The organism is Kitasatospora viridis (assembly GCF_007829815.1).
GTDB classification, from domain to species: domain Bacteria; phylum Actinomycetota; class Actinomycetes; order Streptomycetales; family Streptomycetaceae; genus Kitasatospora; species Kitasatospora viridis.
This window is the reverse complement of record NZ_VIWT01000001.1, coordinates 4,605,195-4,626,529: the sequence shown is the minus strand read 5'-3', so window position 1 is coordinate 4,626,529 and position 21,335 is coordinate 4,605,195. Positions and strand designations below refer to the sequence as shown.

The following is a 21,335-nucleotide window of genomic DNA, read 5'->3' as shown; positions in this document are numbered from 1 at the left end:
ACGTCGGGCGACGGTGAGTCAGAAGTCCACCAGCAGGGCCGCGGTCTGTTCCCAGGACAGCTCGCGGCCCTGGGCGCGCAGCCGGGCGTACTCGTCGACGCCGAGCAGCTCGTTCAGCACGGCGTCCCGGCGCTCCCGCTCCAGTTTCTCCAGGTAGAGGCTCTGCAGGCCCATCCGGCCGCCGTGCGCGCCGAGCAGCAGCGCGGCCCGGCGGGCCGGCTCCCGGTCGTCGGCCCACTCGGCCAGGGCGCTCAGCACGCTGGCCGCCATCGGGAGCAGCTGGACGGTGATCTGCTGGGCGAAGGCGCTGGCCGACTCCGGCACCTCGCGCAGCAGGGACAGCCCGTGGCGCAGCAGGCCCACCGCCTCCTCCAGCTCGCCGCAGCGCACCCGCACGGTCGCCTCCGCGCAGCTGACCAGGCCGTTCACCAGGGCCGGCACCATCCGGGCCAGGTCGACCTGGGATCCCCGCATCGCGTCGAGCTCGGCCAGCGCCGCCCGGTACTCGCCGCGGTGGGCGTACAGGCCGCCGAGCATCAGGTGGCCGAACAGCTGGGCGCCGTCGGCCTGCTGGCCGCGCCGGATCGCGCCGGCCAGCCCCTCGCGGATCTGCCGCTCGCCGGCGGCCTCGTCGTGCTCCAGCAGCGCCTCGCCGAGCCGCACCTGGAGCATCGGCACCTCCTGCGGCGCGCCGAGCTCCAGGGCCAGTTCGATCGCCCGCCGGTACCGGGCGACCGCGACCAGGCTGTCCCCGGCGAAGCCGGAGGTCTCGGCCTGGGCGGCGAGCGCCTCGACCATGCCCCAGGAGTCGCCGAGCCGGCTGTAGATCTCCATCGCCTCGTCGCCGTCCCGGCGGGCCTGCTCCAGGCCGTCCACCTGGTCGTTGGACATCTTGGCGCGCAGTTGCAGGGCCCAGGCCAGCTCGCTCTCCCGGCCGAGCCGGCGGCAGCCCTCCACCGCCTCGTCGATCATGGCGGCCATCTGCTCGGCCCGCTGGGCCAGGAAGCAGGCGAAGAGCCGCAGCAGGGTGGGGAAGGTGTGCGCCTGTGGCAGGTCGGGGGTGTAGGCCTCCAGGATCCGCGGCGCCCGCTCGACCAGCTCGGTGTCGCCGATCACGTCCATGGCGCCCTCGAAGCGGGAGACCAACTGGTAGATCCAGACCTGCCGGCGGGCCTCCTGCACCACCGGCTCCGGCCAGGGCAGCGGGTGGGCCAGCGGGCCGTCGTCCAGCGGGACGGCGGCCGGGGAGCCGGGCACGTACGGGTCGCTGCCGAGCGCGCAGACCTGGTCCACCCAGGTGCGGGCCTCGGTCCGGAAGTCGCGCATCACCCAGTACCAGGTCATGCCGAGCACCAGCGTCAGCGCGTCCTGCTCGGCCCGCACCGCCAGCGCGTGCCGCAGCGCGGTGCGGATGTTCTCCTGCTCGCGGTCGAGCACGCCGAGCATCCGGATCTGCCCGGACCCGTGCAGCTGCGGCTCGGCGAGCCGGACCAGCTCCCGGTAGGCGACCAGGTGGCGGTCGGCGGCGTCGGGCTCGCCCACCTCGGCGAGCCGCTCGACGGCGTACTCGTGGATCGTCTCCAGCATCCAGTAGCGCGGCTGCTCGGGCTGGTTGAGCCCGGCCACCACCAGCGACTTGTCGACCAGCGAGGCGAGCAGTTCGGCCACCTGGCCGGCCCGCACCAGGCTGCCGTCGGCGCAGACCTGCTCGGCGGCCTCCAGGGTCCAGCCGCCGGCGAAGACGGAGAGCCGGCGCAGCACCGCCCGCTCCCGGTCGTCCAGCAGCTCCCAGCTCCAGTCCACCACCGCGCGCAGGGTCTGCTGACGGGGCAGCAGCACCCGGCTGCCGCCGGTCAGCAGGGCGAACCGGCCGTCCAGCCGGTCGGCCAGTTGACGGGGCGTCAGCGAGCGCAGCCGGGCGGCGGCCAGCTCGATGGCGAGCGGCAGGCCGTCCAGTCGTTGGCAGATCTCGGCGCAGGCCGCCGGGTCCTGCTCGACCGCGAAGCCGGGGCGGGCGGCGGCGCCGCGGTCGGCCAGCAGCCGCAGCGCGGTCGGGTCGGGCAGCGGCTCGACCGGCTGCAGCACCTCCCCCGGCACGCCCAGCGGCTCCCGGCTGGTGGCCAGCACGGTCAGCTGCGGGCACTCGGCGAGCAGTTGGTCGACCAGTTCGGCGGCGTCCTGGATCAGGTGCTCGCAGTTGTCGAAGAGCAGCAGCATCCGGGCCCGGGCGCAGTGCTCGACGATCCGGCGCACCGGGTCGGCCGGGACCTCGCCGACGCTGTGGTGCAGCACGGTGCGCAGGCCGAGCGCGGAGAGCACCGCGCCGGGCACCGCCGCGCCGTCGTCCAGCGGGGCCAGTTCGATCTGCCAGACGCCGTCCGGCCAGTCGCCGCCCGCCTGGGCCTGCCGGCCGGCCTCGACCGAGAGCCGGGTCTTGCCGGAGCCGCCGGGGCCGGTCAGGGTGACCAGCCGGGTGGTGCCGAGCAGGCCGGCCACCGCGGCCAGGTCCTGCTCGCGGCCGACGAAGCTGGTCAGCCGGCCCTTCAGGTTGCCGGCCTGCGGCGCCACGACGGGCGCCGGGGAGGCGGACGTCGGGGCGGCGGGGGCCGGAGCGGTGAGGGCTGGAGCGGCGGGGGCCGCAGCGGTGGGCGGGGCCTCGGCCGGGCGCAGCAGCTCCTGGTGCAGCGCGCGCAGTTCGGCGCCCGGGTCGGCGCCCAGCTGCTCGGCCAGGTCGCGCCGCACCCGCTCGTACCGCTCCAGCGCCTGCGCGGTGCGCCCGGCCTGCCGCAGCGCCCGGATGCCGAGCACCTGGAGCGGCTCGTCCAGCGGGTGGTCGGCGCAGAGCCCGGCCAGCTCGGCGAGCAGTTCGGCGCCGCGCCCGAGCGCCAGCTCGGCCGCGATCCGGGCCCGCCGGGCCTCGGCCCGCTGCGCCTCCAGCCGCACCGCGCTGCCGGCCCGGTCGGGCAGGTCGGCCAGCGCCGGGCCGCGCCAGAGCCCGAGCGCCTCGCGCAGCAGCCCGGCGGCCTCGGCCGGGGAGCCGGCGGCGAGCGCGGCGGTGCCACGGGCCGTCAGTTCCTGAAAGCGGGTCAGGTCGCTGTCCCCACCGGTCAGCCAGTAGCCGCCGGGGCCGGAGCCGACCTCGGACCGGCCGATGGTGCGGCGCAGCCGGCCGACCAGGGTCTGCAGCGCGGCCGCCGTGTCCTGCGGCGGCTCGTCGGTCCAGACCTCGGCGACCAGCACCTCGGCGGGCACCGGGCGCCCCTGGCGCAGCACCAGCGCGGTGAGCAACGCGCGCAGCCGGGCGCCGCCCAGCGCGATGGGCGTGCCGTCGTCCTGCCGGGCCGTGGTCGTTCCGAGGATGCCGTAGTGCACCGGACCATTCTGCTGCCTGCCGGGCACCGGGTGACCGGCAGCCCGACCCCACGGGGTTTACTCGCCCTATACCCTCCCTACGTGAAGCCGAGCACGTCCACCAGGGAGCTGAGATGAGTTTTGCCGACGCCCGCCGGTCCGGCAGCGAGGAGCGCCGGATCAGCCCGGTGTTCTGGGTGCTGCTCGCGATACTCGGCACCTCGGGCTGGGCGGTCTGGAGCGGCTACGGGGCGCCCGGTTTCGGGGTCTTCCTGCTGGTGGTGGCCGGGTGGATGGTCTCGCTCTGCCTGCACGAGTACGCGCACGCCCGCACCGCGCTGCACGGCGGCGACATCACGGTGGGCGCCAAGGGCTACCTGACGCTCAATCCGCTGAAGTACGCCAACGGCATGCTGAGCTTCGTGATGCCGGTGATCTTCGTGCTGCTCGGCGGCATCGGCCTGCCGGGCGGCGCGGTGTACATCGAGCGCGGCCGGATCCAGGGCCGGCTGAAGCACAGTCTGATCTCGGCGGCCGGGCCGCTGGTCAACGTGCTCTTCGCGCTGGTGCTGCTGATCCCGGTCGGCCAGGGCTGGCTGGACGACACCCCGGGCGTCGCCACGGTCCGCGGCTACGAGCTGCACACCTTCCCGGTCGCCCTCTCCTACCTGGCGATGCTCCAGGTGAGCGCGGCGCTGCTGAACCTGCTGCCGGTGCCCGGCCTGGACGGCTACGGGATCATCGAGCCCTGGCTCTCGCTGAAGACCCGTCGGGCCGTGGAGCCGTTCGCGCCCTACGGCCTGCTGGCGGTCTTCATCGTGCTGTGGCAGTCGAAGGTGAACACCTGGTTCTTCAACCTGGTGTTCCAGATCATGGACCTGTTCCAGGTGCACGCGATCTACGCGGGCCTGGGCCAGGTGCTGTTCCGCTTCTGGGAGAGCTGACCGGGCCCGGGGGTCAGTCGTGCTGCGCCGCCCGGGCGGCCAGCTTCTCCTTGCGCAGGTAGAACCAGGCGATGTTGCTGGCCACCCCGGCCAGCAGCACCCAGATCACGCCGAGCCAGTTGCCCTGCACGAAGGAGACCACCGCGGCGGCCACCGCGAGGACGAAGACGATCGAGGCGTAGAGGGCGTTGCGGGGCATCTGTCCGGCTTCCGGTCGGTTCGGCGCGGCCGGCTCGGCCGCGCGGTGGTCGGCGTCCATTCTCGCCGACGATCCGGGTCCGCCCGCAGCGGGGTGGACCCGGACCCGCCGCTCCGTCACCAGGACGTCACGCGGCGTCACACATCGGTGATCCGCAGCCCGGCGTGCGCCTTGTACCGGCGGTTCACCGAGATCAGGTTGGCCACCAGCGACTCCACCTGGTGGGCGTTGCGCAGCCGGCCGGCGAAGATGCCGCGCATCCCGGGGATCCGGTCGGCCAGCGCCTGCACCAGCTCGGTGGCGGCCCGGTCCTCACCGAGCACCATCACGTCGGTGTCGATCCGCTCGACCTCCGGGTCCTGTAGCAGCACCGCCGAAAGGTGGTGGAAGGCGGCGGTCACCCGGGAGTCCGGCAGCAGCGCGGCGGCCTGCTGGGCGGCGCTGCCCTCCTCGGGCTTGAGCGCGTAGGCGCCCTGCTTGTCGAAGCCGAGCGGGTTGACGCAGTCCACCACGATCTTGCCGGCCAGCTCGGCCCGCAGGCCGGCCAGCGTCTCGCCGTGCCCGTCCCAGGGCACGGCGACGATCACGATGTCGCTCTGCGCGGCGCAGGCCGCGTTGTCCGCGCCGCGCACGCCGTGGCCGAGTTCGGCCGCGGCCGCCTCGGCCCGCTCGGCGCTGCGCGAGCCGATGATCACCTGCTGGCCAGCCTTGGCCAGCCGGTAGGCCAGGCCGCGGCCCTGGTCGCCGGTGCCGCCGAGGACGCCGACCACTAGCTCGGTGACGTCGGGTCCGGCGGAGGTCGCTGATTCGAGGGAAGTCATACCGAGATCCTGCCAAAGCCGCGCGCGCCGCTCCATGCTGTCCGGCATGGACGCCTCCGGAGTCACCGAACTGCGGGCCGCGCTGGCGGGTTCCCCGCTGCTCGACGCCACCCGCTCGTTCGCCGGCACCCTGCGCACCGCCGTCACCCGGCGCACCGCGCGCGGCCTGCTGCTGGTCGGGCCGGCCGAGCACGAGCCCTGGCACCTGGCCGCCCACCTGGCGGACGAGGCCGCCTGGTCCGAGGTGCCGCAGCTGGCCCCGTCGCTGATCCGCCATCAGCCGGTCGGGCCGGCGGTCGGCCTGGACCGGCTCTCGGCGGCCCGGCGGGGCGAGACGGTGCTGGTGGTCACCCCCCGGGCGAGCGGCGCGCCGCTGCTGGAGCGGGTGGCGGACGCCCGGCGGGGTGGGGCGGTGGTGCTCGCGCTGGAGGCCGGCGACGGCGAGCTGGCCGCGCTGGCGCACGAGCAGCTGACCGTGGACGGGTCGGACGAGCCGGACGGACCGGGCTTCGACCTGGTGCAGCACCTGGTCAGCGCAGCGGCCGGGGAGCGGGCCCGGGCGCGCTCCCGACTGGCCCGACTGGTCCGGCAGTTCTCCGCGGAGCCGGTGAACCGGTGGTGAGCCGACCGGCCGTCGGGTGACTGTTCGTCGGGTGACCGGTCGTCAGCTCTTGTCGTCCTGCGGCCGCTCCTCGTCGTTCCAGGCCGGGTCGGCGCGCCACTCGCGGTTGCGCTCGGCGGCGGTCTCCAGGGCGTGCTCGGCCTCGGTGCGGGTGGCGTACGGCCCCAGCCGGTCCTTCGCGGCGCACTCCGGCCCCTCCTCGACCTTGTGGTGCTTGAGGCAGAAGTACCACTCGCCGGGCTTGCCGGTGGGCTGGTGACGGAACAGCGGCATGGGACTCTCCTTCGACGCGCTCTGGCTGGATCATGCCCGCCCGCGCCTTCGCACACACAGCCGGGCCGGGCGGGGCCCGCGGGATAGACTCCGCCCATGGCTCACCTCGTTCCCGGCACCCAGTCCCCCGTCCGCAAGGTCCCGGCGCACATCGCCCGGCCGGAGTACGTGGGCAAGCCGATGCCGACCCCCTACACCGGCCCCGAGGTGCAGGACGCCGAGACCGTCGAGAAGATGCGGATCGCCGGCCGGATCGCCGCGCAGGCGATGGAGGCGGCCGCCGCGCTGATCGCGCCGGGCGTCACCACCGACCAGCTGGACGTGGTGGCCCACGAGTACATGTGCGACCACGGCGCCTACCCGTCGGACCTGGGCTACCGGGGCTTCCCGAAGTCGATCTGCACCTCGATCAACGAGGTGATCTGCCACGGCATCCCGGACTCGACGGTGCTGCGGGACGGCGACATCGTCAACATCGACGCGACCGCCTTCATCCACGGCGTGCACGGCGACCTGAACGCCACCTACCTGGTGGGCGAGGTGGACGAGGAGTCCCGGCTGCTGGTCGAGCGCACCCGCGAGTCGCTCAACCGGGCGATCAAGGCGGTCAAGCCGGGCCGGCAGATCAACGTGATCGGCCGGGTGATCGAGTCCTACGCCAAGCGGTTCGACTACGGCGTGGTGCGGGACTTCACCGGCCACGGGATCAACACCTCGTTCCACTCCGGCCTGATCATCCCGCACTACGACAGCGACCGGGCCACCCAGGTGATCAAGCCCGGGATGACCTTCACCATCGAGCCGATGCTCACCCTCGGCACCTACGACTACGAGATCTGGCCGGACGGCTGGACCGTGGTGACCGCGGACCGCAAGCGGACCGCCCAGTTCGAGCACACCCTGCTGGTGACCGCCGACGGCGCGGAGATCCTCACCCTGCCGTGACGGCCCGTCAGCCCGGCTGCCCGGACTGACGGGTGGTCAGGCAGTCAGCCGATCAGCCACTGCTCCTCGGCGACCGCGCCGACCTCGGTGCAGGCGTCGGTGAGCACGTCGAGCACCCGCAGCGGTTCGGGCAGCGGGTGCTCGGGGCCGTGCAGCCAGCGCACCTCGGTGCCGTCCGGCAGCGCGGCCGGCGGCAGCAGGGTGTAGGAGCCGCGGCAGTGCCAGCGCAGGCCCGGGTGCTCCGACATCGAGTCCGGGTGGCTGTCCAGCTCGGAGGACCAGAACTCGTCCTCGTCCTCCGGGGTGCCGCGGGTGGCGGTGAAGAACAGGTAGCGGTCCTCGCCGACCGCGGCCACCGGCCCCTCCACGCCCAGCTCGGCGAGCCGGGCCAGCGCCAGCCGGCCGGCCTCGGCGGGCACGTCGAGCACGTCGTGGGCGCGGCCGGTGGCGGTGATGAAGTTGGCCAGCGGGTCCCGGGTCAGCCAGCGGGTCAGCTGCTCCGGGTCGGTGGTGGCCTGGGACTGCCAGGCGAAGGAGAGCGGGTGCCGGGCCGGCGCCGGACAGCCGACCCGGTCACAGGAACAGCGGTGACCGGCCGGGTGGGCGGCGGGGGCCAGCGGGAAGCCGGCCGCGACCGAGCCCATCAGCAGGTCCAGCCGGGCCTGCGGCGACTCGGGCCCGGGCACCGCATCGCGCTCCCGACCGCGCCGCAACCACGCCGTCCACCTGCTGCTGGCTACCATCGGGCCCCTTTCGCAACGGCTGTGACCGGTGTGCCACAGCGTTTCGACGCAACAACCGACGCAACGCCGGGCGCGGCCCACAGCTTCCCTGGTCGTGGCCCTGCCGTTCACCGGTCGGCCGGCACCGGGGTCACCGGGCGGCCACGCCCTCCGGTCCACACATAAGGGGGCCGCTTGACCGGGCCGGGCCCGGCGGCGTACTGAGCAGGATAAGGGAGCAGCGGGGCTGCTCCGTCCCACGGGCGTTTGGGTCCGGGCGCGAGCTGGTGCGAAGCTGGACGGACCGGGCACGAGGAAGGGCACGATTCATGCGCAGCGCGGACACCGAGTTCGTCGGCGGACCACTGGACGGTCGGATCCTGCCGATCCTGCTGAGCACCTTCAACTCGGTGCCCAAGGTGTACCGGGTGCCGGTGCCGGCGCACGGCGACCGGCCGGCCGAGACCCTGGTCTACGACCGGGCCAAGGCGTACAGCGCCAAGGGCCGCGCGCGCTGGCAGTACGTGTTCCGGGCGCCCCAGGCGTAGCGCCCCAGCCGTGGCGGCGGCCGTGGTGGGCCGTCAGTCCTCCTCCGCCAGGATCAGGTACAGCTTCTTGCGGGCCTCGGTGAGCACCGCGAGGCCCTTCGCCCGCTGGTCCTCGCTGCCGGTGGCCATCACCTGGCGGACGGCGTGGTCCAGCGAGGCCAGCGCCTGGCCCACCTCCCGCACCGACTCCCAGTCGACGCCGCGCCCAGCCTCCCGCCACGGCTCGGCCGAACCCTGCTCGGCCTCCGCCCGGCCCGTCTCGGTGAGCGCGAACAGCCGCTTCCCGCCGGTCTCCTGAGCCTCGATCAGGCCCTCCTCCTCCAGCAGCTGGAGGGTCGGGTAGACCGAGCCCGGGCTCGGCCGCCAGGTGCCCGAGGTGCGCTCACCGATCTCGGTGATCATCTCGTAGCCGTGCATCGGCCGTTCCTTGAGCAGCGCGAGCAGCGAGGCCCGCACGTCTCCCCGGCGGGCCCGACCACCGTGCCGCCCGCGACCGCGGTGCGGCCCGCCGAATCCGAACGGCCCGCCCATCGGCGGCCCGAAGGCCGGCCGCTGCTCGCCGAACTCGCCCGGCCCCTCGCCGAACCGGCCCGCCCAGGGGCCGCGCCTGAAGTGCTTCTCCGTACGCATGGCGTACCTCCTCGACCGATCTCGTCGGTCACTCGTCGATCGTCGCCGATCAATGTCGTACGCGCCTTCTGCGTACGCTCTCGATGCTTCGACGATATATCGGTGACTGTCGAGCGTCAACGATATATCGGAACGAGTTCGCGTCGGACGGGCCTGCGGACGGCCCGCGGGCGGTAGCGTGTCGCCATGGCGGGCGAGAGAGATCTTCGGAAGCTGTTGGCGGGGATGGACCCGGTGCTGAACCCGGGCCGGTACGTGTACTGCACCTTCCCCGGGCGGGTGCCGACCGGGCTGCGGCCGGTGGTCACGGTGGCCGAGGCCGAGGGTGTGACGGCCGTGGTCGAGCAGGCCGAGGCGGAGGCGCTCGGGCTGACCTACACCTATCCCGCGGCCTGGATCACGCTGCGGGTCACCTCGGCGCTGGACGCGGTGGGGCTGACCGCGGCGGTGGCCGGACGGCTCACCGAGCACGGGATCAGCTGCAACGTGGTGGCCGGGTTCCACCACGACCACCTGTTCGTCGACGCCGAGCACGCCGAGCGCGCGGTGCGGGCACTGGCCGAGCTGGCGGCGGAGTCGGCGTAGGCGCAGCCGGCCTGAGGGTCCGTCAGGCGGTGCGGCGCAGCACGGTGACCTGGTCCCGGCTGAACACCACGGCGTAGTGCGCCCCCGGGTGCAGCGCGGTGGCGTAGCCGGGCAGGTCGGTCGGGCCGCCGGTCCAGCCCTGCACGTCGACGCAGAGGTACTGCGGCGGCACCGGCCGACTGCCGCCCAGCCAGTAGGCGTCGTCCTTGGCGGCCAGCCGGGCCAGCGGGCCCATGCTCGACTCCACGCTGACCCCGGGCGGCACCGCGGCGACCGCGGCCCGCAGCGCCGCCGTGTGCCGGCCGCCGGTCCAGGCGCCCGGGTCGCTCAACCCGCCCAGGCCCACCGGCAGGCTGACCGTGCAGGCCGCCCCGATCGCCAGCGAGGCCGGCACCATGCCGAGCGCGAACGACCTGGCCCGGCTGCCCTCCGGCCGGTCCGCCAGCCGGCCGACCACGTCCACCATGGCCAGGAAGAGGATCGGCATCAGGGTCGCGTTGTAGTGCCAGTCCGGGCTCCAGAACATCGAGTTCGAGGAGCTGAACCGCCAGGCCAGGGTGGGCAGCGCGAGCAGCACCAGCGGGGAGCGCAGGGCCAGGAAGCCGGTGATGCCGAGCAGCCAGCCGCAGGTCTTCCAGACCGCCAGCCGGGAGAACGGGGCGAGCAGGATCCGCCAGGGCTGCGGGTGGGTCCCGCCCGGCAGCTTGCTCCAGTAGTCGTACTGGTGGTTCGGGTTGAAGTGCGGGATCAGCGTGCCGACGGTGATCGCCGCGACGCCGAGGCCGATGCACACCAGCGCCGTGCCGGCGGCCCAGTGCCGGGCCCGCACCATCAGCACCACGCCCAGCGCGGCCACCGTCAGCCCCATGTCCTCCTTGACCAGCACCAGCGGCAGCGACCACCAGGCGGCCCGCTCCCAGCGCCCGAGCAGCAGCTGACGGCAGATCACCGCGAGCACCGGGACGGCGAAGGCGATCTCGTGGAACTCGAAGTCGACCGCCCGCTGCAACCCCCAGGAGAGCCCGTAGGCAGCGCCGATCAGCAGGCCCTTGGTACGGCCGCCGAGCACCTGCTCGGCCGTCCGCGAGACCACCCCGACCGACCAGGCGAACAGCGCGCACTGGGCCACCAGCAGCATCGCCGCCGAGGGCCAGACCCACCAGAACGGGGCGAGCAGCGCGACGATCGGCGACCAGTGGTCGCCCAGCGCGTTGTAGCCGGGCCCCTTGATCGACAGGATCGGCGCGCCGAGGTGCGCGTAGCCCTTGACCGCCTCGGTGAAGATGCCCAAGTCCCAGGAGGGCGAGCCGAACCGCTGGTAGCGCAGCAGCGCGTCGAGGCAGTAGCCGAGCAGGAAGGCGGCCGAGAGCAGCAGGTGCGGGCCGTTGCCGCGCAGCCGGCCGACCCGCGCGGACCGGGCGGACCGGACGGCCCGAGCGGCCCGGGCGGCTCTGGCGGCCAGTCCCCAGGCCGGCACCCGCTGGGTCGGGATCGCGGTCTCTCGGGTCTCGGCCATCCGCGCGTCAGCCCTCTCGGCGAGGTCGAAATCGGTCGGAACACGTCGGAACACGGTTGTGCGAAAGGTGCAGGCTATCGCGCGGACGCGCGACCGACCCGTGGGACACCGGTCGTGTTGGGCTGATCGGTGGGCCCCCTACGGCCTATCGTGGTGACCATGTCGCCTTCCGTGCTGCGGATCGTCTCCCGCTCCTCCCCGATGGCCCTCGCCCAAGTGGCCCGGGTGCAAGCCGAACTGGCCGCGCTCCACCCCGGACTGCGCACCGAGGTGGTGCCGGTGACCACCAGCGGCGACCGGTGGACCGGCGCGCTCTCCGAGCTCGGCGGCAAGGGCGCGTTCACCAAGGAGGTGGACGCGGCGCTGCTGGCGGGGCAGGCCGACCTCGCGGTGCACTGCGTCAAGGACGTGCCCGCCGACCGGCCGCTGCCGGCCGGCACGGTCTTCGCCGCCTTCCTGCGCCGCGACGACGTGCGCGACGCACTGGTCCACCCGGGCGGCCTGACCCTCGATCAACTGCCGCCCGGCACCCGGATCGGCACCTCCTCGGTGCGCCGGATCGCCCAGCTCGCCGTCAGCCACCCGGAGCTGGTCTGCGTGCCGATCCGGGGCAACGCCAACCGCCGGCTGGAGAAGCTGGCCGCCGGCGAGGCCGACGCGCTGCTGCTGGCCGCCTCCGGACTGGACCGGATCGGCATGGCGGACCGGATCACCGAGGTGCTGTCGACCGAGGTGATGTGCCCGCCGGTCGGCGCCGGGGTGCTGGCCATCCAGTGCCGCGAGGACGACGGGGCGACCATCGCCGCCGTCTCCCCGCTCGGTGACGAGGACGCCTGGCGGGAGACCACCGCCGAACGGATGCTGCTGCACGTGCTGCAGGGCCACTGCAACAGCCCGATCGCCGGCCTGGCCCGGGCCGAGCGGGACGGGCGGCTCTCGCTGCGCGGCCGGGTCTTCTCGGCCGACGGCAAGACGGTGCTGGACGCCCACGAGTGGGCCGGGCCGCTGGACCCCGCCACCCTCGGCACCTCGGTGGCCGTGGCGCTGCTGCGCCAGGGCGCGCGGGAGGTCATTGACGCGATCCCGCACTGAGGCGCGGGCGTTACGGCGTCAGGGCGTCAGGGCAGGTCAGATCACTCGCCGTCGCGGCGGTGCTCCTCGGCGGCCTCGGCCACCCCGGCCTCGTGGCCGGCCTGGTACACCCGGCGGACGAATTCGGCGGCCTGCTCCTGGGTCAGGTCGTCGGTGAGCGTCATCAGTTCGTCGGTGAAGCGGATCAACCAGTGCTGTCGGTGTGCCATGACACCCATGACACACCGTCAGCCGTGGCCGCCGCGAACGGAGGGCCGCCGTTCGAAGGTAGCGCCGCCGTCCGAAGTCAGGACCACCGTTCGACGGCGGGGCTCATCACACCGCTCACCGCACCCCGAGCAGCCGCAGCCCCGCCGCCGTGGCCGCCGCCGCCAGCACCACCAGCACGAACGGCACCTTCCGCCAGGCCAGCAGCCCGCCGACCAGCACCCCCGCCGGGCGGGCCCAGCCGGCCGCACCGTGCCCCTCGTAGAGCGCGGTGGTGGCCACCAGGGCGGTGAGCAGCACCACCGAGGAGGCCTCCAGCAGCCGCTCCACCCGGGGCGGGAAGGTCACCCGGGAACGCAGCAGCGGGCCGGCCACCCGGAACCCGTAGGTGCCCGCCGCCAGCACCAGCGCGGCGGCCAGCAGCACCAGCTGATGGTGGCTCATGCCGCCGCCTCCCGCTCCCGGCCGCCCGGCACCGCCAGCCCGGCCAGCGCCAGCAGCACCGGCAGCCCGGCGGGCAGGAACGGGGTGGTGGCCAGCGCCACCGCTGCGCCCGCCAGCGCGGCCCGCCGCTTGGGCCGCTCGCGCAGCGCCGGCAGCACCAGGGCGAGCAGCACGGCCGGGAACATCGCGTCCAGCCCGAAGGTCGCCGTGTCGTGCACCGCCGAGCCGAGCACCGTGCCGAGCACCGCCCCGGTCGGCCAGCAGACCAGGATGCCCAGCCCGCAGAGCCAGTAGGCGGCCCGCCGGCGGTCCGGGTCGGGGGTGGAGAGCGCGAACACCACGGCCTCGTCGTTCATCAGGTGGCTGCCGAAGAGCCGGCGCCAGCCCTGGCCGAGCACGTCCGGCAGCGAGAGGCCGAACGGCAGGTGCCGGGCGTTGACCAGCAGCCCCGCCGCCACCGCCGCGAACGGGTTGCCCCCGGCCGCGACGATGCCGACGAACAGGAACTCCGAGGCGCCCGCCACCACCAGACAGGCCATCACCACCGGCAGCCAGGCGGGCAGGTGGGAGGCGACCGCGATGGTCCCGTACGACACGCCGATCACCCCGACCGCCAGGCAGACCAGCCCCACGTCGCGCAACAGCGCCCGGTCGACTCCTCGCCATATCGCTCTCATGAACCCATCCCATCACCCGTCGACGGCCACCGGGGCGAGCGGATCTACCGATCCTCTAGCCGGTGCGCGCAGCCTTGGCCCGCCAGTGCACCGAGTTGGCTTGGAGGGCCGAGCGATGACGACGCTGATCGGACTGCTGACCCGGCTGCTGATCCGGCTGCTGGGCTGGGTGCTGCGCACCCTGGCCGGCTACGGCAGCTGCCTGGGGCTGGCACCCGAGCCGGAGCCGCAGCCGCGCCAACCCTCGCTGCGGACCGTCCGGTTGCTCCTCGCCCGCCGGGGTGCCGGCCCGCCGGCCCGGCACCCCGAGCGGCTCCGCCCCGACCTGCCGCTCACCCCCGTGGAGCGGCGGCTGGACCGCGAACTGCGGCTGGAGTCCGAGTGGTTCTGACCCGGAGCCCGGTTCGGGTTCAGGGCCGCTCGAAGAACCCGTCGAGCCGGCCGCGCGCCAGCACCCCGGTGAGCGGCGCCGGGCCGAGGCAGCCCCGACGCGCACCGGGGCACAGGATCCGCACCCCATCGCCCGGCGCCGCACCGTCCAGGGCGCCCTGGACGAGCCTGGTCAGCCCGGGGTCGAGCAGGAAGGTCCCGTGGTTGCAGGGCAGCGCCGTCGGCGCGTCGGGGTCCTCGATCACCAGCAGCGACCGGACCGTCCCGAGTTCTGCGAACGGCTGGTTCGTTGTACACCGCCCCCGGGACGACTCGCACAGGAAGATAGCCGGACAGACCGGGCAACCACCCCCAAAGGGAATCCCACCGGGACCTGATGATGGCTCAGCCGACGGGCGTTCGGGTACGGTGCGCCGAGAAGGGGGTCGGGTATGACGTTCTGGCAGGTACTGCGCGCACTGCTCGCCGCCGGCAACCGGCGCAGGCTGGTGACGACCCTGCTGCTCGACGCGGTGGTGGCGGGCGTCTGGTCCGCGATCATTCCGCCGCCGTACAACTCGACGGTGCTGATCCTGTTGGCCCCGGTGAACACCTTGCTCTTCCGTGGCGCCCTCGACCGCGCCGCGAAGAAGGCGGAAGCGCAGGAGCGGGCGGAAGGCTGACCCCTCCTCGGCGGAGGGGGCGGACGAGCAGGCCTGTACGCCGGGTTCTGTCTCCCGGGGTGCTTGCGCGGCCCGGGGAGGCGGCCATCCATCTAGGGCTGCCGTTGCCGACAGCCTCGTGCGGTCTACCCGCGGACTCGGGCGAGCAGCCCTCGAACATCCGCGCACGGGACCCGGGGGTCCCGATCTTGACCTTGCTCCGAGTGGGGTTTACCTAGCCGGCCGAGTCACCTCGGTCGCTGGTGGTCTCTTACACCACCGTTTCACCCTTACCTACCGAGGTAGGCGGTCTGTTTTCTGTGGCACTGTCCCGCGGGTCACCCCGGGTGGGCGTTACCCACCACCCTGCTCTGTGGAGCCCGGACGTTCCTCGGCGGGCCCCTGAGGACCCGTCGCGACCGCCCGGCCGGCTCGTCCGCCGTACTGGTCATCGTAGCCGGTCGGGTGGCCCGCTCCGGTCACCGGGCCTAGGCGGGGGCGAACCGGACGGTGCGGGTGAGGGGATCGGCCCGGGTGAGCCGGACCCGGATGCGTTCACCCAGCGGCAGGCGGGTCCCGGCCCCCTCGCAGCGGGCCCGGACGGCCGGCTCGGCGAGCTGCACCGTGCCGTGGGCCGGGCGGCGCTCGTCCAGGTCGATCACCACCGCGTCGAAGTCCTCGCCCTCCCGGCCGCGCAGCAACTCCGCCTCCACCAGGGCCACGCAGGCCCGCTCCACCTCGTGCGCCCGCCGCTCGCCGCCGGCCATCAGCCCGGGCACCGCGTCCAGGGACTCGCGCACCCAGGCGGGCACCTCGTCCCCCGCCGCCACCGCCAGGCAGACCTCCTGCGCGAACCGGTCGGCCAGCCGGCGCAGCGGCGCGGTGCAGTGGGTGTACGGCGCGGCGAGCGCGGCGTGCCCCGGGTCGGCCGGCGGCAGCAGTCCGCGGCCGATGTCGAAGGCGTGGTAGGCCGCACCGCGCAGCAGCCCCGTGCACTCGTTGAGGAAGGCCGCGTGGTGCGGCAGGTGCGGGTCGAGCGAGCGGATCAGCGCCGGGTAGTCGAGCGCGGGCGGCCACGGCACGTAGAGCGCGTGCGCGCAGCGGCGCAGCCGCTGGTAGGCGGAGTCGGGTGCGGTCGGCAGGGTGCGCAGCAGGCCGACCCCGGCGTCCAGCATCAGCTCCGCCGCCGCCATGCCGGTGAGCAGCGAGACCTGCGCGTTCCAGCCGTCGGCCGGCCGGGGTGCCCGGTAGGTGGGGCGGTAGCCGTGGCTGGTGGCCTCGATCTCCTGCTCCGGCAGCGGCAGGCTGACCCCTCCCCTGGCCTGCTCCTGGAGTTCGCGGGCCAGGCCGAACTCGGCGAGCAGGGTGAGCTGCTCGTCCGGGCGGCCGCCGTCCACCGCCTGCTGCACGGCCGCGTAGTCCAGCCGGCGGCGCGAGCGGACCAGCGCGCGCCGCACGTCGGCGATCACCAGGGCGCCGTCCGCGTCCAGGTCGATCCGCCAGAGCAGGGCCGGCCGCGACTGCCCGGGCAGCAGGCTGGCCGCACCCTCGGAGAGCACGGCGGGGTGCAGCGGGATCGGCCGGTCGGGGAAGTAGAGGGTCTGCACCCGGCGCCGGGCCTCGGCGTCCACCGCACCGCCGGGGCGGACGAACGCGGCCACGTCGGCGATCGCGTAGTGCACCCGGTAGCCGCCGCCCGGTCGGCGGGCCAGGTGCATCGCCTGGTCCAGGTCGAGCGAGCCGGGCGGGTCCAGGGTGAACAGCGGCAGGTCGGTGGCGTCCAGCGCGGGCAGCCTGGGCGCGGCGGCGGCCAGCTCCGCCTCGGCCAGCACCGCCGGCGGGAACTCGGCGGTGATCCCCATCCGGGTGCGCAGCTCGTCCAGTTCGGCGTTGATCCTGGTCGGGTCGGCGGCACGCAGGCGCAGCAGGCGGCGGGGCATGTCCGTCAGGGTAGGCGGGCGGTCGGCCCGGCGGCGGGAGGCGCTACGGCCCGGTCGCCGTGGTCTCGCACCAGCGCTTCAGCCCGGCCGCCTCCTGGCCCAGGTACTGGCGGATCAGCCGGCCGTAGAGCAGCGTGCCGAGCGGGGCCAGCGGGCCGGTCACCGCGAGGTCCAGGATCACCCGGGTGCCGCCGGGCACCGGGCGCAGCTCGTGGCCGGCCTCGGTGCGGGCCCCGGGCGAGCCGGTGCGCCAGTCGAAGGAGCGCCCCGCCTCGAAGGCGCTCACCTCCCAGACCGCGCGGCGCATCCGCGGCTGCTTGACCAGGGCCCGGGAGCCGAGCCCGAACGGCTCCTGCGGCTCCTGACGGCGGATCAGCTCGATGCTCGGCGTCCAGCGGTGCCAGCTCTGGACGTCGGTGAGCACCGCCCAGACCGCTTCGGGCGCGGCGGCCATCTCGACCTCGACACGGTGGCGCATGACGTCACCCCCTCACCGCCCATGGTAGGGAGCGCGGCCCCGGCCGGGTAGATTGCTACGAACTGTTCAGACCGACCGGCAAATGGTGGGTGGAGGAAGGAGCGGGTCGAGAGCCGAACCTGGGCGGCGCCGACGATGGGGGTACCTCCCGGCCGAAGGCTGGGGGCGAGTCCATGCGGAGCATTGGCGACTGAGGAGAAGCCGTCCAGGCGAGAGCTATCGGCCCGCGACGCCGCCCACCATTTGCCGGTCGGTCTCAAGAGCTCTGCTTGAGCGAACCGCGCGAGGGGAAGCCGCCCGCATGCCGTTCCTGGTCCTGCTGCCACCGTCCGAGGGCAAGGCCGAGGCGCCCGAGGGGGCGCCGGTCGACCTGGCCGGGCTCTCCCTGCCCGGACTGACCGGCGCCCGCGAGCGGGTGCTGGACGCCCTGGTCGAGCTCTGCCGGGGCGGGGAGGACCGGGCCGCCGAGGTGCTCGGACTGAGCAAGGGCCTGCGCGGCGAGGTGTCCCGCAACGCGGGGCTGCGCACCGCGGGCACGCTGCCGGCCGGCGAGCTCTACACCGGAGTGCTCTACGACGCGCTGGGGCTCGGCAAGCTGGACGAGGACGCCTACCGGCGGGCCGAGCGCTCGCTGCTGGTCTTCTCCGGGCTCTGGGGCGCGGTGCGGATCGGCGACCGGATCCCCGCCTACCGCTGCTCGGGGGGCGTGAAGCTGCCGCCGCTCGGCGCGCTCGGCGCCTACTGGCGCCGCGAGACGGCCGAGGTGCTGCCCGCCGAGGCCGCCGCCGACTCGCTGGTGCTCGACCTGCGCAGTTCCGCCTACGCCGCCTCCTGGGCGCCGGCCGGCGAGCTGCTCCCCCGCACCGCCACCGTCCGGGTGCTCCAGGAGAAGGACGGCAAGCGCTCGGTGGTCAGCCACTTCAACAAGGCGACCAAGGGCCGGCTGGTCCGCGACCTGCTGAACTCCGGCGCCGAGCCGGCCACCCCGGGCGAGCTGTACGAGCTGCTGACCGCCCTCGGCTACACCGTGGAGGTGGCGGCCGAGGGCACCGCGCGCAAGGCCTGGAAGCTGGACGTGGTGGTCACCGAGCTGCACTGACCCGGCGTCACCGCCACCTGCGCCGACGGTGCGTCAGCGCAGGTGGCCGGTGTCGTTGAGCAGTCGCAGCGAGGCGTTGCCGTCGCCGTAGTACTGCACCGCGCAGAACGAGGCGGCCGACAGCTCCATCCGGTAGATCGAGTCCGGCGGGGCGCCCAGCGCCAGCCGGACCAGCGTCTTGATCGGGCTGACGTGCGAGACCACCAGCACCGTCTGCCCCGGGTAGCGGGCCAGGACGCGGTCCCGGGCCGCCGCGACCCGCTGGCCGAGCGAGGCGAAGCTCTCGCTGCCGCCGGTCGGCTTGGCCCGGGTGGAGGCCAGCCAGGCGTCCAGGTCGGCCGGGTGGCGCTGCTGCACCTCGGCGAAGGTCAGGCCCTCCCAGGCGCCGAAGTCCAGCTCGCGCAGCCCCTCCTCGACCGACACGTCGAGGCCGAGCCGGACGGCGACCGCCTCGGCGGTCTGCCGGGTGCGCAGCATCGGCGAGCAGACCACGGCCTGCACGGTGCCCCGGGCGGCCAGCGCCTCGGCGGCGCGCTCGGCCTGCCAGCGGCCCTTGTCGGAGAGCTCGGGGTCGCTGCCGGTCGAGCCGGAGAAGCGCTTCTGCGGGGTGAGCGCGGTCTCGCCGTGGCGCAGCAGCACCAGGGTGGTGGCGGTGCCGAGGTCGGCGCTCCAGCCGGCCGGAGGTGCGGCGGGAGCGGTCTCGGCGGGCTCGCCGCGTTCGGTCTCGGTTACGGCGGTGGTGGGCTCCCAGGCGCGGCCGGCCTGGCCCGCGTCCATCGCCTCGTTGGCCAGCCGGTCGGCGTCCTTGTTCCGCTCGCGCGGGATCCAGGAGTAGCTGACCCGCTCACGCGGGAAGACCTCGCCGGCCTCGGCCGCCAGCGGCCGCATGTCCGGGTGCTTGATCTTCCAGCGCCCGGACATCTGCTCGACCACCAGCTTGGAGTCCATCCGGACCTCCACCAGCGCCTCGGGGTCGAGCCGGTGGGCGGCCCGCAGCCCGGCGATCAGGCCGCGGTACTCCGCCACGTTGTTGGTGACCCGGCCCAGGTAGTCGGCCGCCTCGACCAGGATCCGCCCGGTCCCGGCGTCGCGGACCACCGCGCCGTAGCCGGCCGGCCCCGGGTTGCCCCGGGAGCCGCCGTCGGCCTCGACGACCAGCCTGCGCTCGGTCATCCGACGGACCCTCAGATACCGGCGTCGGCGGTGCGGACCAGGATCCGGCCGCAGTTGTCGCAGCGGACCACCGCGTCGGCCGGCTCGGCCTTGATCGCGTTCAGGTCGGAGACCGCGAACTCGACCCGGCAGCCCTCGCAGCGGCGCTGGTAGAGCCGGGCCGCGCCGACGCCGCCCTGCTGCTCGCGCAGCCGGGTGTAGAGCTTGAGCAGGTCGGCCGGGATCACCGCGGCGACCGTCTCGCGGTCCCGGGCGACCTTGGCGGCCTCCTCGTCGATGCCGGCGAAGGCGGCGTCGCGGCGCTCGGTGGCCTCCTTGAGCACCACCTCGGAGTGCTCCAGCCGGCCGGAGAGCTCGATGACCCGGGTCTGGGCGCTCTCCAGCCGCTCCATCACCTCCAGGACCACGTCCTCCAGGTCGCCCTGGCGCTTGGCCAGCGAGGCGTTCTCGTGCTGCAGGTTCTCCAGGTCCTTGGCCGAGGTGACCGAGCCGGAGTCCATCCGCTGCTGGTTGCGGGCGGCCCGGGTGCGGACCTGGTCGACGTCCTGCTCGGCCTTGGTCAGCTCGCGGGCGGTGTCGCCCTGCTGGGCCTCGGCGGCGACCACGAGGCTCTTGAGCGCGGCGTGGTCGGCGGTGGCCTTGTCGATCTCCGCGTGCTCGGGCAGGCTGCGGCGCCGGTGGGCCAGCTGGTCCAGCTTGGAGTCGATGGCCTGCAGGTCGAGGAGGCGGATCTGGTCGGCGGGCGCGGCGTTCAAGCGGGGAGCTCCTGTTGAGGCGTTGAGACTGGGTCGAGCGGTGGGCGGGCGGCGGCCGGGGCGGCCGCCCGGGGTCGCGCGACGGCGGGGCTGTCGCGCGGGTGCGGGCAGCGCCGGGGCCGCCACGCGGGTGCGGGCGGCGCTAGGGCTGCCGTGCGGGGGTGGACATCGGCGCGTGCGCCGTCCACGGGTCGGTGACCAGGGTGGAGACCCGGGTCTCCAGCTCCCAGCCGTGCTTCTCGGCGATCGCGTCGAGCTCGCGGGCGGCCTGGCCGAGCCAGGGCCACTCGGTGGCCCAGTGCGCGGCGTCGACCAGGGCGACGGGCTCGGCCGCGAAGGCTTCGGAGGCGGGGTGGTGGCGCAGGTCCGCGGTGACGAAGGCGTCCACGCCGGCTGCCCGGACCTCGGCGAAGAAGCTGTCTCCGGAGCCGCCGCTGACCACGACCCGGCTGATCACCGCGTCGGGGTCGCCGGCCACCCGGATGCCGGTGGCGGTGGCGGGCAGTGCGGCGGCCACCCGGGCGGCGAAGGCGCTCAGCGGCTCCGGCTCGGGCAGTTCGCAGATCCGGCCGCTGCCGCGCCGCCCGGCCGGGTCGGTCGGGTCGGGCACCAGCGGGCCGAGCACGGTCAGGCCGATCGCGGCGGCCAGCGCGTCGGAGACGCCCGGGTCGGCGTGGTCGGCGTTGGTGTGCGCGACGTGCAGTGCCGTGCCGGAGCGGATCAGCTGGTGCACCACCCGGCCCTTGAACGAGGTCGCCGCGACGCTGGTGGTGCCGCGCAGGTAGAGGGGGTGGTGGGTGAACAGCAGGTCCGCGCCCCACTCGGCGGCCTCGTGCGCCACCGCGGGCAGCGGGTCCACTGCGAGCAGCACCCGGCGCACCTCGGCCTGCGGGTCTCCGCAGACCAGACCGACGGCGTCCCAGGACTCCGCCCACCGGGGTGGGTACAGCTCTTCCAGCGCGGTGATGACCTCGGACAGTTTCGGCACCCGTTGAGACTACCGCCTACCCGGCCGGGACCGGGGCGGACGGGTGCTCGTCAACCCCGGTGCGCCGGGCGCCGACCCCGTTCGGCGGCGGCCGTATGACGATCGCGCGGGACGCGCGAAGCAGGAGGAGCGGCCCGCGCGCCGGGGAAAACGAATTCAGATCACCCTTAAGAGTGAAGTGACCCGCTCCACGTTGAGCCGCCCGGGCACCGAAAGTAACTTCTCCAGTGCATCGGGAAGTCATCCGGTCGGGGGGCCGGAAAAGGAGTCGCGCACCGCTTTCGGGCGGCGCGCG

At 74.4% G+C, this 21,335-nt stretch carries 25 protein-coding genes and 1 other RNA gene; 9 read left to right on the top strand and 17 right to left on the bottom strand.

Annotated features, from left to right (window positions below):
• Window positions 1-18 precede the first annotated feature (18 nt).
• Complete coding sequence (locus FHX73_RS20875) at window positions 19-3,372, bottom strand: AfsR/SARP family transcriptional regulator (protein WP_145906449.1); 3,354 nt, start codon at window positions 3,370-3,372, stop codon at window positions 19-21.
• Window positions 3,373-3,485: 113 nt separating this feature from the next.
• Here FHX73_RS20875 and FHX73_RS20870 point away from each other — a divergent pair, with 113 nt between their 5' ends.
• Complete coding sequence (locus tag FHX73_RS20870; RefSeq protein WP_145906448.1) at window positions 3,486-4,295, top strand: site-2 protease family protein; 810 nt, start codon at window positions 3,486-3,488, stop codon at window positions 4,293-4,295.
• A gap of 13 nt (window positions 4,296-4,308) precedes the next feature.
• On the opposite strand, the gene FHX73_RS20865 is transcribed toward FHX73_RS20870, so the two are convergent.
• Together FHX73_RS20865 and npdG are read right to left on the bottom strand one after the other, a co-directional pair.
• Window positions 4,309-4,554: a hypothetical protein gene (locus FHX73_RS20865; RefSeq protein WP_425461405.1), complete on the bottom strand. Its 246-nt coding sequence runs from the start codon at window positions 4,552-4,554 to the stop codon at window positions 4,309-4,311.
• Between the two features lie 77 nt (window positions 4,555-4,631).
• On the bottom strand, window positions 4,632-5,315 hold the full coding sequence (npdG, locus tag FHX73_RS20860; protein WP_145906447.1) for an NADPH-dependent F420 reductase: 684 nt from the start codon (window positions 5,313-5,315) through the stop codon (window positions 4,632-4,634).
• Window positions 5,316-5,361: 46 nt separating this feature from the next.
• Here npdG and FHX73_RS20855 point away from each other — a divergent pair, with 46 nt between their 5' ends.
• Window positions 5,362-5,937, top strand: coding sequence for a hypothetical protein (locus tag FHX73_RS20855; RefSeq protein ID WP_145906446.1), 576 nt, complete (start codon window positions 5,362-5,364; stop codon window positions 5,935-5,937).
• Between the two features lie 42 nt (window positions 5,938-5,979).
• Here FHX73_RS20855 and FHX73_RS20850 read toward each other — a convergent pair whose 3' ends face one another.
• The gene (locus FHX73_RS20850) at window positions 5,980-6,210 is read right to left on the bottom strand and encodes a hypothetical protein (RefSeq protein WP_145906445.1); all 231 of its coding nucleotides are present in this window, start codon (window positions 6,208-6,210) and stop codon (window positions 5,980-5,982) included.
• 96 nt (window positions 6,211-6,306) lie between these two features.
• Here FHX73_RS20850 and map point away from each other — a divergent pair, with 96 nt between their 5' ends.
• Window positions 6,307-7,155, top strand: coding sequence for a type I methionyl aminopeptidase (gene map / locus FHX73_RS20845; protein ID WP_145906444.1), 849 nt, complete (start codon window positions 6,307-6,309; stop codon window positions 7,153-7,155).
• 44 nt (window positions 7,156-7,199) lie between these two features.
• On the opposite strand, the gene FHX73_RS20840 is transcribed toward map, so the two are convergent.
• Entirely contained in the window at window positions 7,200-7,898 is a 699-nt protein-coding gene (locus FHX73_RS20840; protein WP_145906443.1) for a bifunctional DNA primase/polymerase, read from the bottom strand.
• 308 nt (window positions 7,899-8,206) lie between these two features.
• Between FHX73_RS20840 and FHX73_RS20835 the strand changes: the two genes are divergently transcribed.
• A complete protein-coding gene (locus FHX73_RS20835) occupies window positions 8,207-8,425 on the top strand; it encodes a hypothetical protein (RefSeq protein ID WP_145906442.1) in 219 nt (72 codons plus the stop codon).
• Between the two features lie 33 nt (window positions 8,426-8,458).
• On the opposite strand, the gene FHX73_RS20830 is transcribed toward FHX73_RS20835, so the two are convergent.
• Window positions 8,459-9,055, bottom strand: coding sequence for a PadR family transcriptional regulator (locus FHX73_RS20830; protein ID WP_145906441.1), 597 nt, complete (start codon window positions 9,053-9,055; stop codon window positions 8,459-8,461).
• A gap of 186 nt (window positions 9,056-9,241) precedes the next feature.
• Between FHX73_RS20830 and FHX73_RS20825 the strand changes: the two genes are divergently transcribed.
• Window positions 9,242-9,640 (top strand): ACT domain-containing protein, encoded by a 399-nt coding sequence (locus FHX73_RS20825; protein ID WP_145906440.1) that lies wholly within the window; start codon window positions 9,242-9,244, stop codon window positions 9,638-9,640.
• A 22-nt stretch (window positions 9,641-9,662) separates the two neighbouring features.
• Here FHX73_RS20825 and FHX73_RS20820 read toward each other — a convergent pair whose 3' ends face one another.
• Complete coding sequence (locus FHX73_RS20820; RefSeq protein ID WP_145906439.1) at window positions 9,663-11,156, bottom strand: DUF2079 domain-containing protein; 1,494 nt, start codon at window positions 11,154-11,156, stop codon at window positions 9,663-9,665.
• Between the two features lie 159 nt (window positions 11,157-11,315).
• On the opposite strand from FHX73_RS20820, the gene hemC reads away from it, so the two are divergent.
• A complete protein-coding gene (gene hemC / locus FHX73_RS20815) occupies window positions 11,316-12,248 on the top strand; it encodes a hydroxymethylbilane synthase (RefSeq protein ID WP_145906438.1) in 933 nt (310 codons plus the stop codon).
• Window positions 12,249-12,289: 41 nt separating this feature from the next.
• Here hemC and FHX73_RS44820 read toward each other — a convergent pair whose 3' ends face one another.
• From FHX73_RS44820 to FHX73_RS20805, 3 genes are all read right to left on the bottom strand, one after another.
• Window positions 12,290-12,457 (bottom strand): hypothetical protein, encoded by a 168-nt coding sequence (locus tag FHX73_RS44820; protein WP_170304984.1) that lies wholly within the window; start codon window positions 12,455-12,457, stop codon window positions 12,290-12,292.
• 115 nt (window positions 12,458-12,572) lie between these two features.
• Window positions 12,573-12,899 (bottom strand): AzlD domain-containing protein, encoded by a 327-nt coding sequence (locus FHX73_RS20810; protein WP_145906437.1) that lies wholly within the window; start codon window positions 12,897-12,899, stop codon window positions 12,573-12,575.
• Entirely contained in the window at window positions 12,896-13,576 is a 681-nt protein-coding gene (locus tag FHX73_RS20805; protein ID WP_145906436.1) for an AzlC family ABC transporter permease, read from the bottom strand. Before FHX73_RS20805 ends, FHX73_RS20810 begins: the two co-directional genes overlap by 4 nt.
• A 115-nt stretch (window positions 13,577-13,691) precedes the next feature.
• On the opposite strand from FHX73_RS20805, the gene FHX73_RS20800 reads away from it, so the two are divergent.
• Entirely contained in the window at window positions 13,692-13,967 is a 276-nt protein-coding gene (locus FHX73_RS20800; RefSeq protein WP_145906435.1) for a DUF6059 family protein, read from the top strand.
• Window positions 13,968-13,986: 19 nt separating this feature from the next.
• Here the strand turns inward: FHX73_RS20800 and FHX73_RS20795 are convergent, their stop codons facing one another.
• A complete protein-coding gene (locus FHX73_RS20795; protein ID WP_145906434.1) occupies window positions 13,987-14,211 on the bottom strand; it encodes a hypothetical protein in 225 nt (74 codons plus the stop codon).
• A 186-nt stretch (window positions 14,212-14,397) separates the two neighbouring features.
• Here FHX73_RS20795 and FHX73_RS20790 point away from each other — a divergent pair, with 186 nt between their 5' ends.
• Window positions 14,398-14,628: a hypothetical protein gene (locus tag FHX73_RS20790; RefSeq protein ID WP_145906433.1), complete on the top strand. Its 231-nt coding sequence runs from the start codon at window positions 14,398-14,400 to the stop codon at window positions 14,626-14,628.
• A gap of 20 nt (window positions 14,629-14,648) precedes the next feature.
• Here FHX73_RS20790 and rnpB read toward each other — a convergent pair.
• From rnpB to FHX73_RS20775, 3 genes are all read right to left on the bottom strand, one after another.
• An RNA gene (gene rnpB, locus FHX73_RS20785) (RNase P RNA component class A) lies at window positions 14,649-15,042 on the bottom strand.
• A 53-nt stretch (window positions 15,043-15,095) separates the two neighbouring features.
• Window positions 15,096-16,547, bottom strand: a complete 1,452-nt coding sequence (locus FHX73_RS20780; protein WP_145906432.1) for an RNB domain-containing ribonuclease — start codon at window positions 16,545-16,547, stop codon at window positions 15,096-15,098.
• Between the two features lie 43 nt (window positions 16,548-16,590).
• Window positions 16,591-17,025, bottom strand: a complete 435-nt coding sequence (locus FHX73_RS20775) for an SRPBCC family protein (RefSeq protein ID WP_145906431.1) — start codon at window positions 17,023-17,025, stop codon at window positions 16,591-16,593.
• Between the two features lie 301 nt (window positions 17,026-17,326).
• Here FHX73_RS20775 and yaaA point away from each other — a divergent pair, with 301 nt between their 5' ends.
• Window positions 17,327-18,124: a peroxide stress protein YaaA gene (gene yaaA, locus FHX73_RS20770; protein ID WP_145906430.1), complete on the top strand. Its 798-nt coding sequence runs from the start codon at window positions 17,327-17,329 to the stop codon at window positions 18,122-18,124.
• 33 nt (window positions 18,125-18,157) lie between these two features.
• Here yaaA and FHX73_RS20765 read toward each other — a convergent pair whose 3' ends face one another.
• The 3 genes from FHX73_RS20765 to FHX73_RS20755 all read right to left on the bottom strand — a co-directional run bounded on the left by FHX73_RS20765 (window position 18,158) and on the right by FHX73_RS20755 (window position 21,040).
• On the bottom strand, window positions 18,158-19,297 hold the full coding sequence (locus tag FHX73_RS20765) for a bifunctional RNase H/acid phosphatase (protein WP_145906429.1): 1,140 nt from the start codon (window positions 19,295-19,297) through the stop codon (window positions 18,158-18,160).
• Window positions 19,298-19,308: 11 nt separating this feature from the next.
• Window positions 19,309-20,052: a zinc ribbon domain-containing protein gene (locus tag FHX73_RS20760; protein WP_145906428.1), complete on the bottom strand. Its 744-nt coding sequence runs from the start codon at window positions 20,050-20,052 to the stop codon at window positions 19,309-19,311.
• Between the two features lie 142 nt (window positions 20,053-20,194).
• Window positions 20,195-21,040: a Nif3-like dinuclear metal center hexameric protein gene (locus FHX73_RS20755; RefSeq protein WP_145906427.1), complete on the bottom strand. Its 846-nt coding sequence runs from the start codon at window positions 21,038-21,040 to the stop codon at window positions 20,195-20,197.
• Window positions 21,041-21,335: the final 295 nt, after the last annotated feature.

Coding starts and splice junctions, on each gene's coding strand:
- FHX73_RS20870 (WP_145906448.1), top strand. CDS start 3,486: ATGAGTTTTGCCGACGCCCGCCGGTCCGGCAGCGAGGAGCGCCGGATC.
- FHX73_RS20865 (WP_425461405.1), bottom strand. CDS start 4,554: ATGGACGCCGACCACCGCGCGGCCGAGCCGGCCGCGCCGAACCGACCG.
- npdG (WP_145906447.1), bottom strand. CDS start 5,315: ATGACTTCCCTCGAATCAGCGACCTCCGCCGGACCCGACGTCACCGAG.
- FHX73_RS20855 (WP_145906446.1), top strand. CDS start 5,362: ATGGACGCCTCCGGAGTCACCGAACTGCGGGCCGCGCTGGCGGGTTCC.
- FHX73_RS20850 (WP_145906445.1), bottom strand. CDS start 6,210: ATGCCGCTGTTCCGTCACCAGCCCACCGGCAAGCCCGGCGAGTGGTAC.
- map (WP_145906444.1), top strand. CDS start 6,307: ATGGCTCACCTCGTTCCCGGCACCCAGTCCCCCGTCCGCAAGGTCCCG.
- FHX73_RS20840 (WP_145906443.1), bottom strand. CDS start 7,898: ATGGTAGCCAGCAGCAGGTGGACGGCGTGGTTGCGGCGCGGTCGGGAG.
- FHX73_RS20835 (WP_145906442.1), top strand. CDS start 8,207: ATGCGCAGCGCGGACACCGAGTTCGTCGGCGGACCACTGGACGGTCGG.
- FHX73_RS20830 (WP_145906441.1), bottom strand. CDS start 9,055: ATGCGTACGGAGAAGCACTTCAGGCGCGGCCCCTGGGCGGGCCGGTTC.
- FHX73_RS20825 (WP_145906440.1), top strand. CDS start 9,242: ATGGCGGGCGAGAGAGATCTTCGGAAGCTGTTGGCGGGGATGGACCCG.
- FHX73_RS20820 (WP_145906439.1), bottom strand. CDS start 11,156: ATGGCCGAGACCCGAGAGACCGCGATCCCGACCCAGCGGGTGCCGGCC.
- hemC (WP_145906438.1), top strand. CDS start 11,316: ATGTCGCCTTCCGTGCTGCGGATCGTCTCCCGCTCCTCCCCGATGGCC.
- FHX73_RS44820 (WP_170304984.1), bottom strand. CDS start 12,457: ATGGCACACCGACAGCACTGGTTGATCCGCTTCACCGACGAACTGATG.
- FHX73_RS20810 (WP_145906437.1), bottom strand. CDS start 12,899: ATGAGCCACCATCAGCTGGTGCTGCTGGCCGCCGCGCTGGTGCTGGCG.
- FHX73_RS20805 (WP_145906436.1), bottom strand. CDS start 13,576: ATGAGAGCGATATGGCGAGGAGTCGACCGGGCGCTGTTGCGCGACGTG.
- FHX73_RS20800 (WP_145906435.1), top strand. CDS start 13,692: ATGACGACGCTGATCGGACTGCTGACCCGGCTGCTGATCCGGCTGCTG.
- FHX73_RS20790 (WP_145906433.1), top strand. CDS start 14,398: ATGACGTTCTGGCAGGTACTGCGCGCACTGCTCGCCGCCGGCAACCGG.
- FHX73_RS20780 (WP_145906432.1), bottom strand. CDS start 16,547: ATGCCCCGCCGCCTGCTGCGCCTGCGTGCCGCCGACCCGACCAGGATC.
- FHX73_RS20775 (WP_145906431.1), bottom strand. CDS start 17,025: ATGCGCCACCGTGTCGAGGTCGAGATGGCCGCCGCGCCCGAAGCGGTC.
- yaaA (WP_145906430.1), top strand. CDS start 17,327: ATGCCGTTCCTGGTCCTGCTGCCACCGTCCGAGGGCAAGGCCGAGGCG.
- FHX73_RS20765 (WP_145906429.1), bottom strand. CDS start 19,297: ATGACCGAGCGCAGGCTGGTCGTCGAGGCCGACGGCGGCTCCCGGGGC.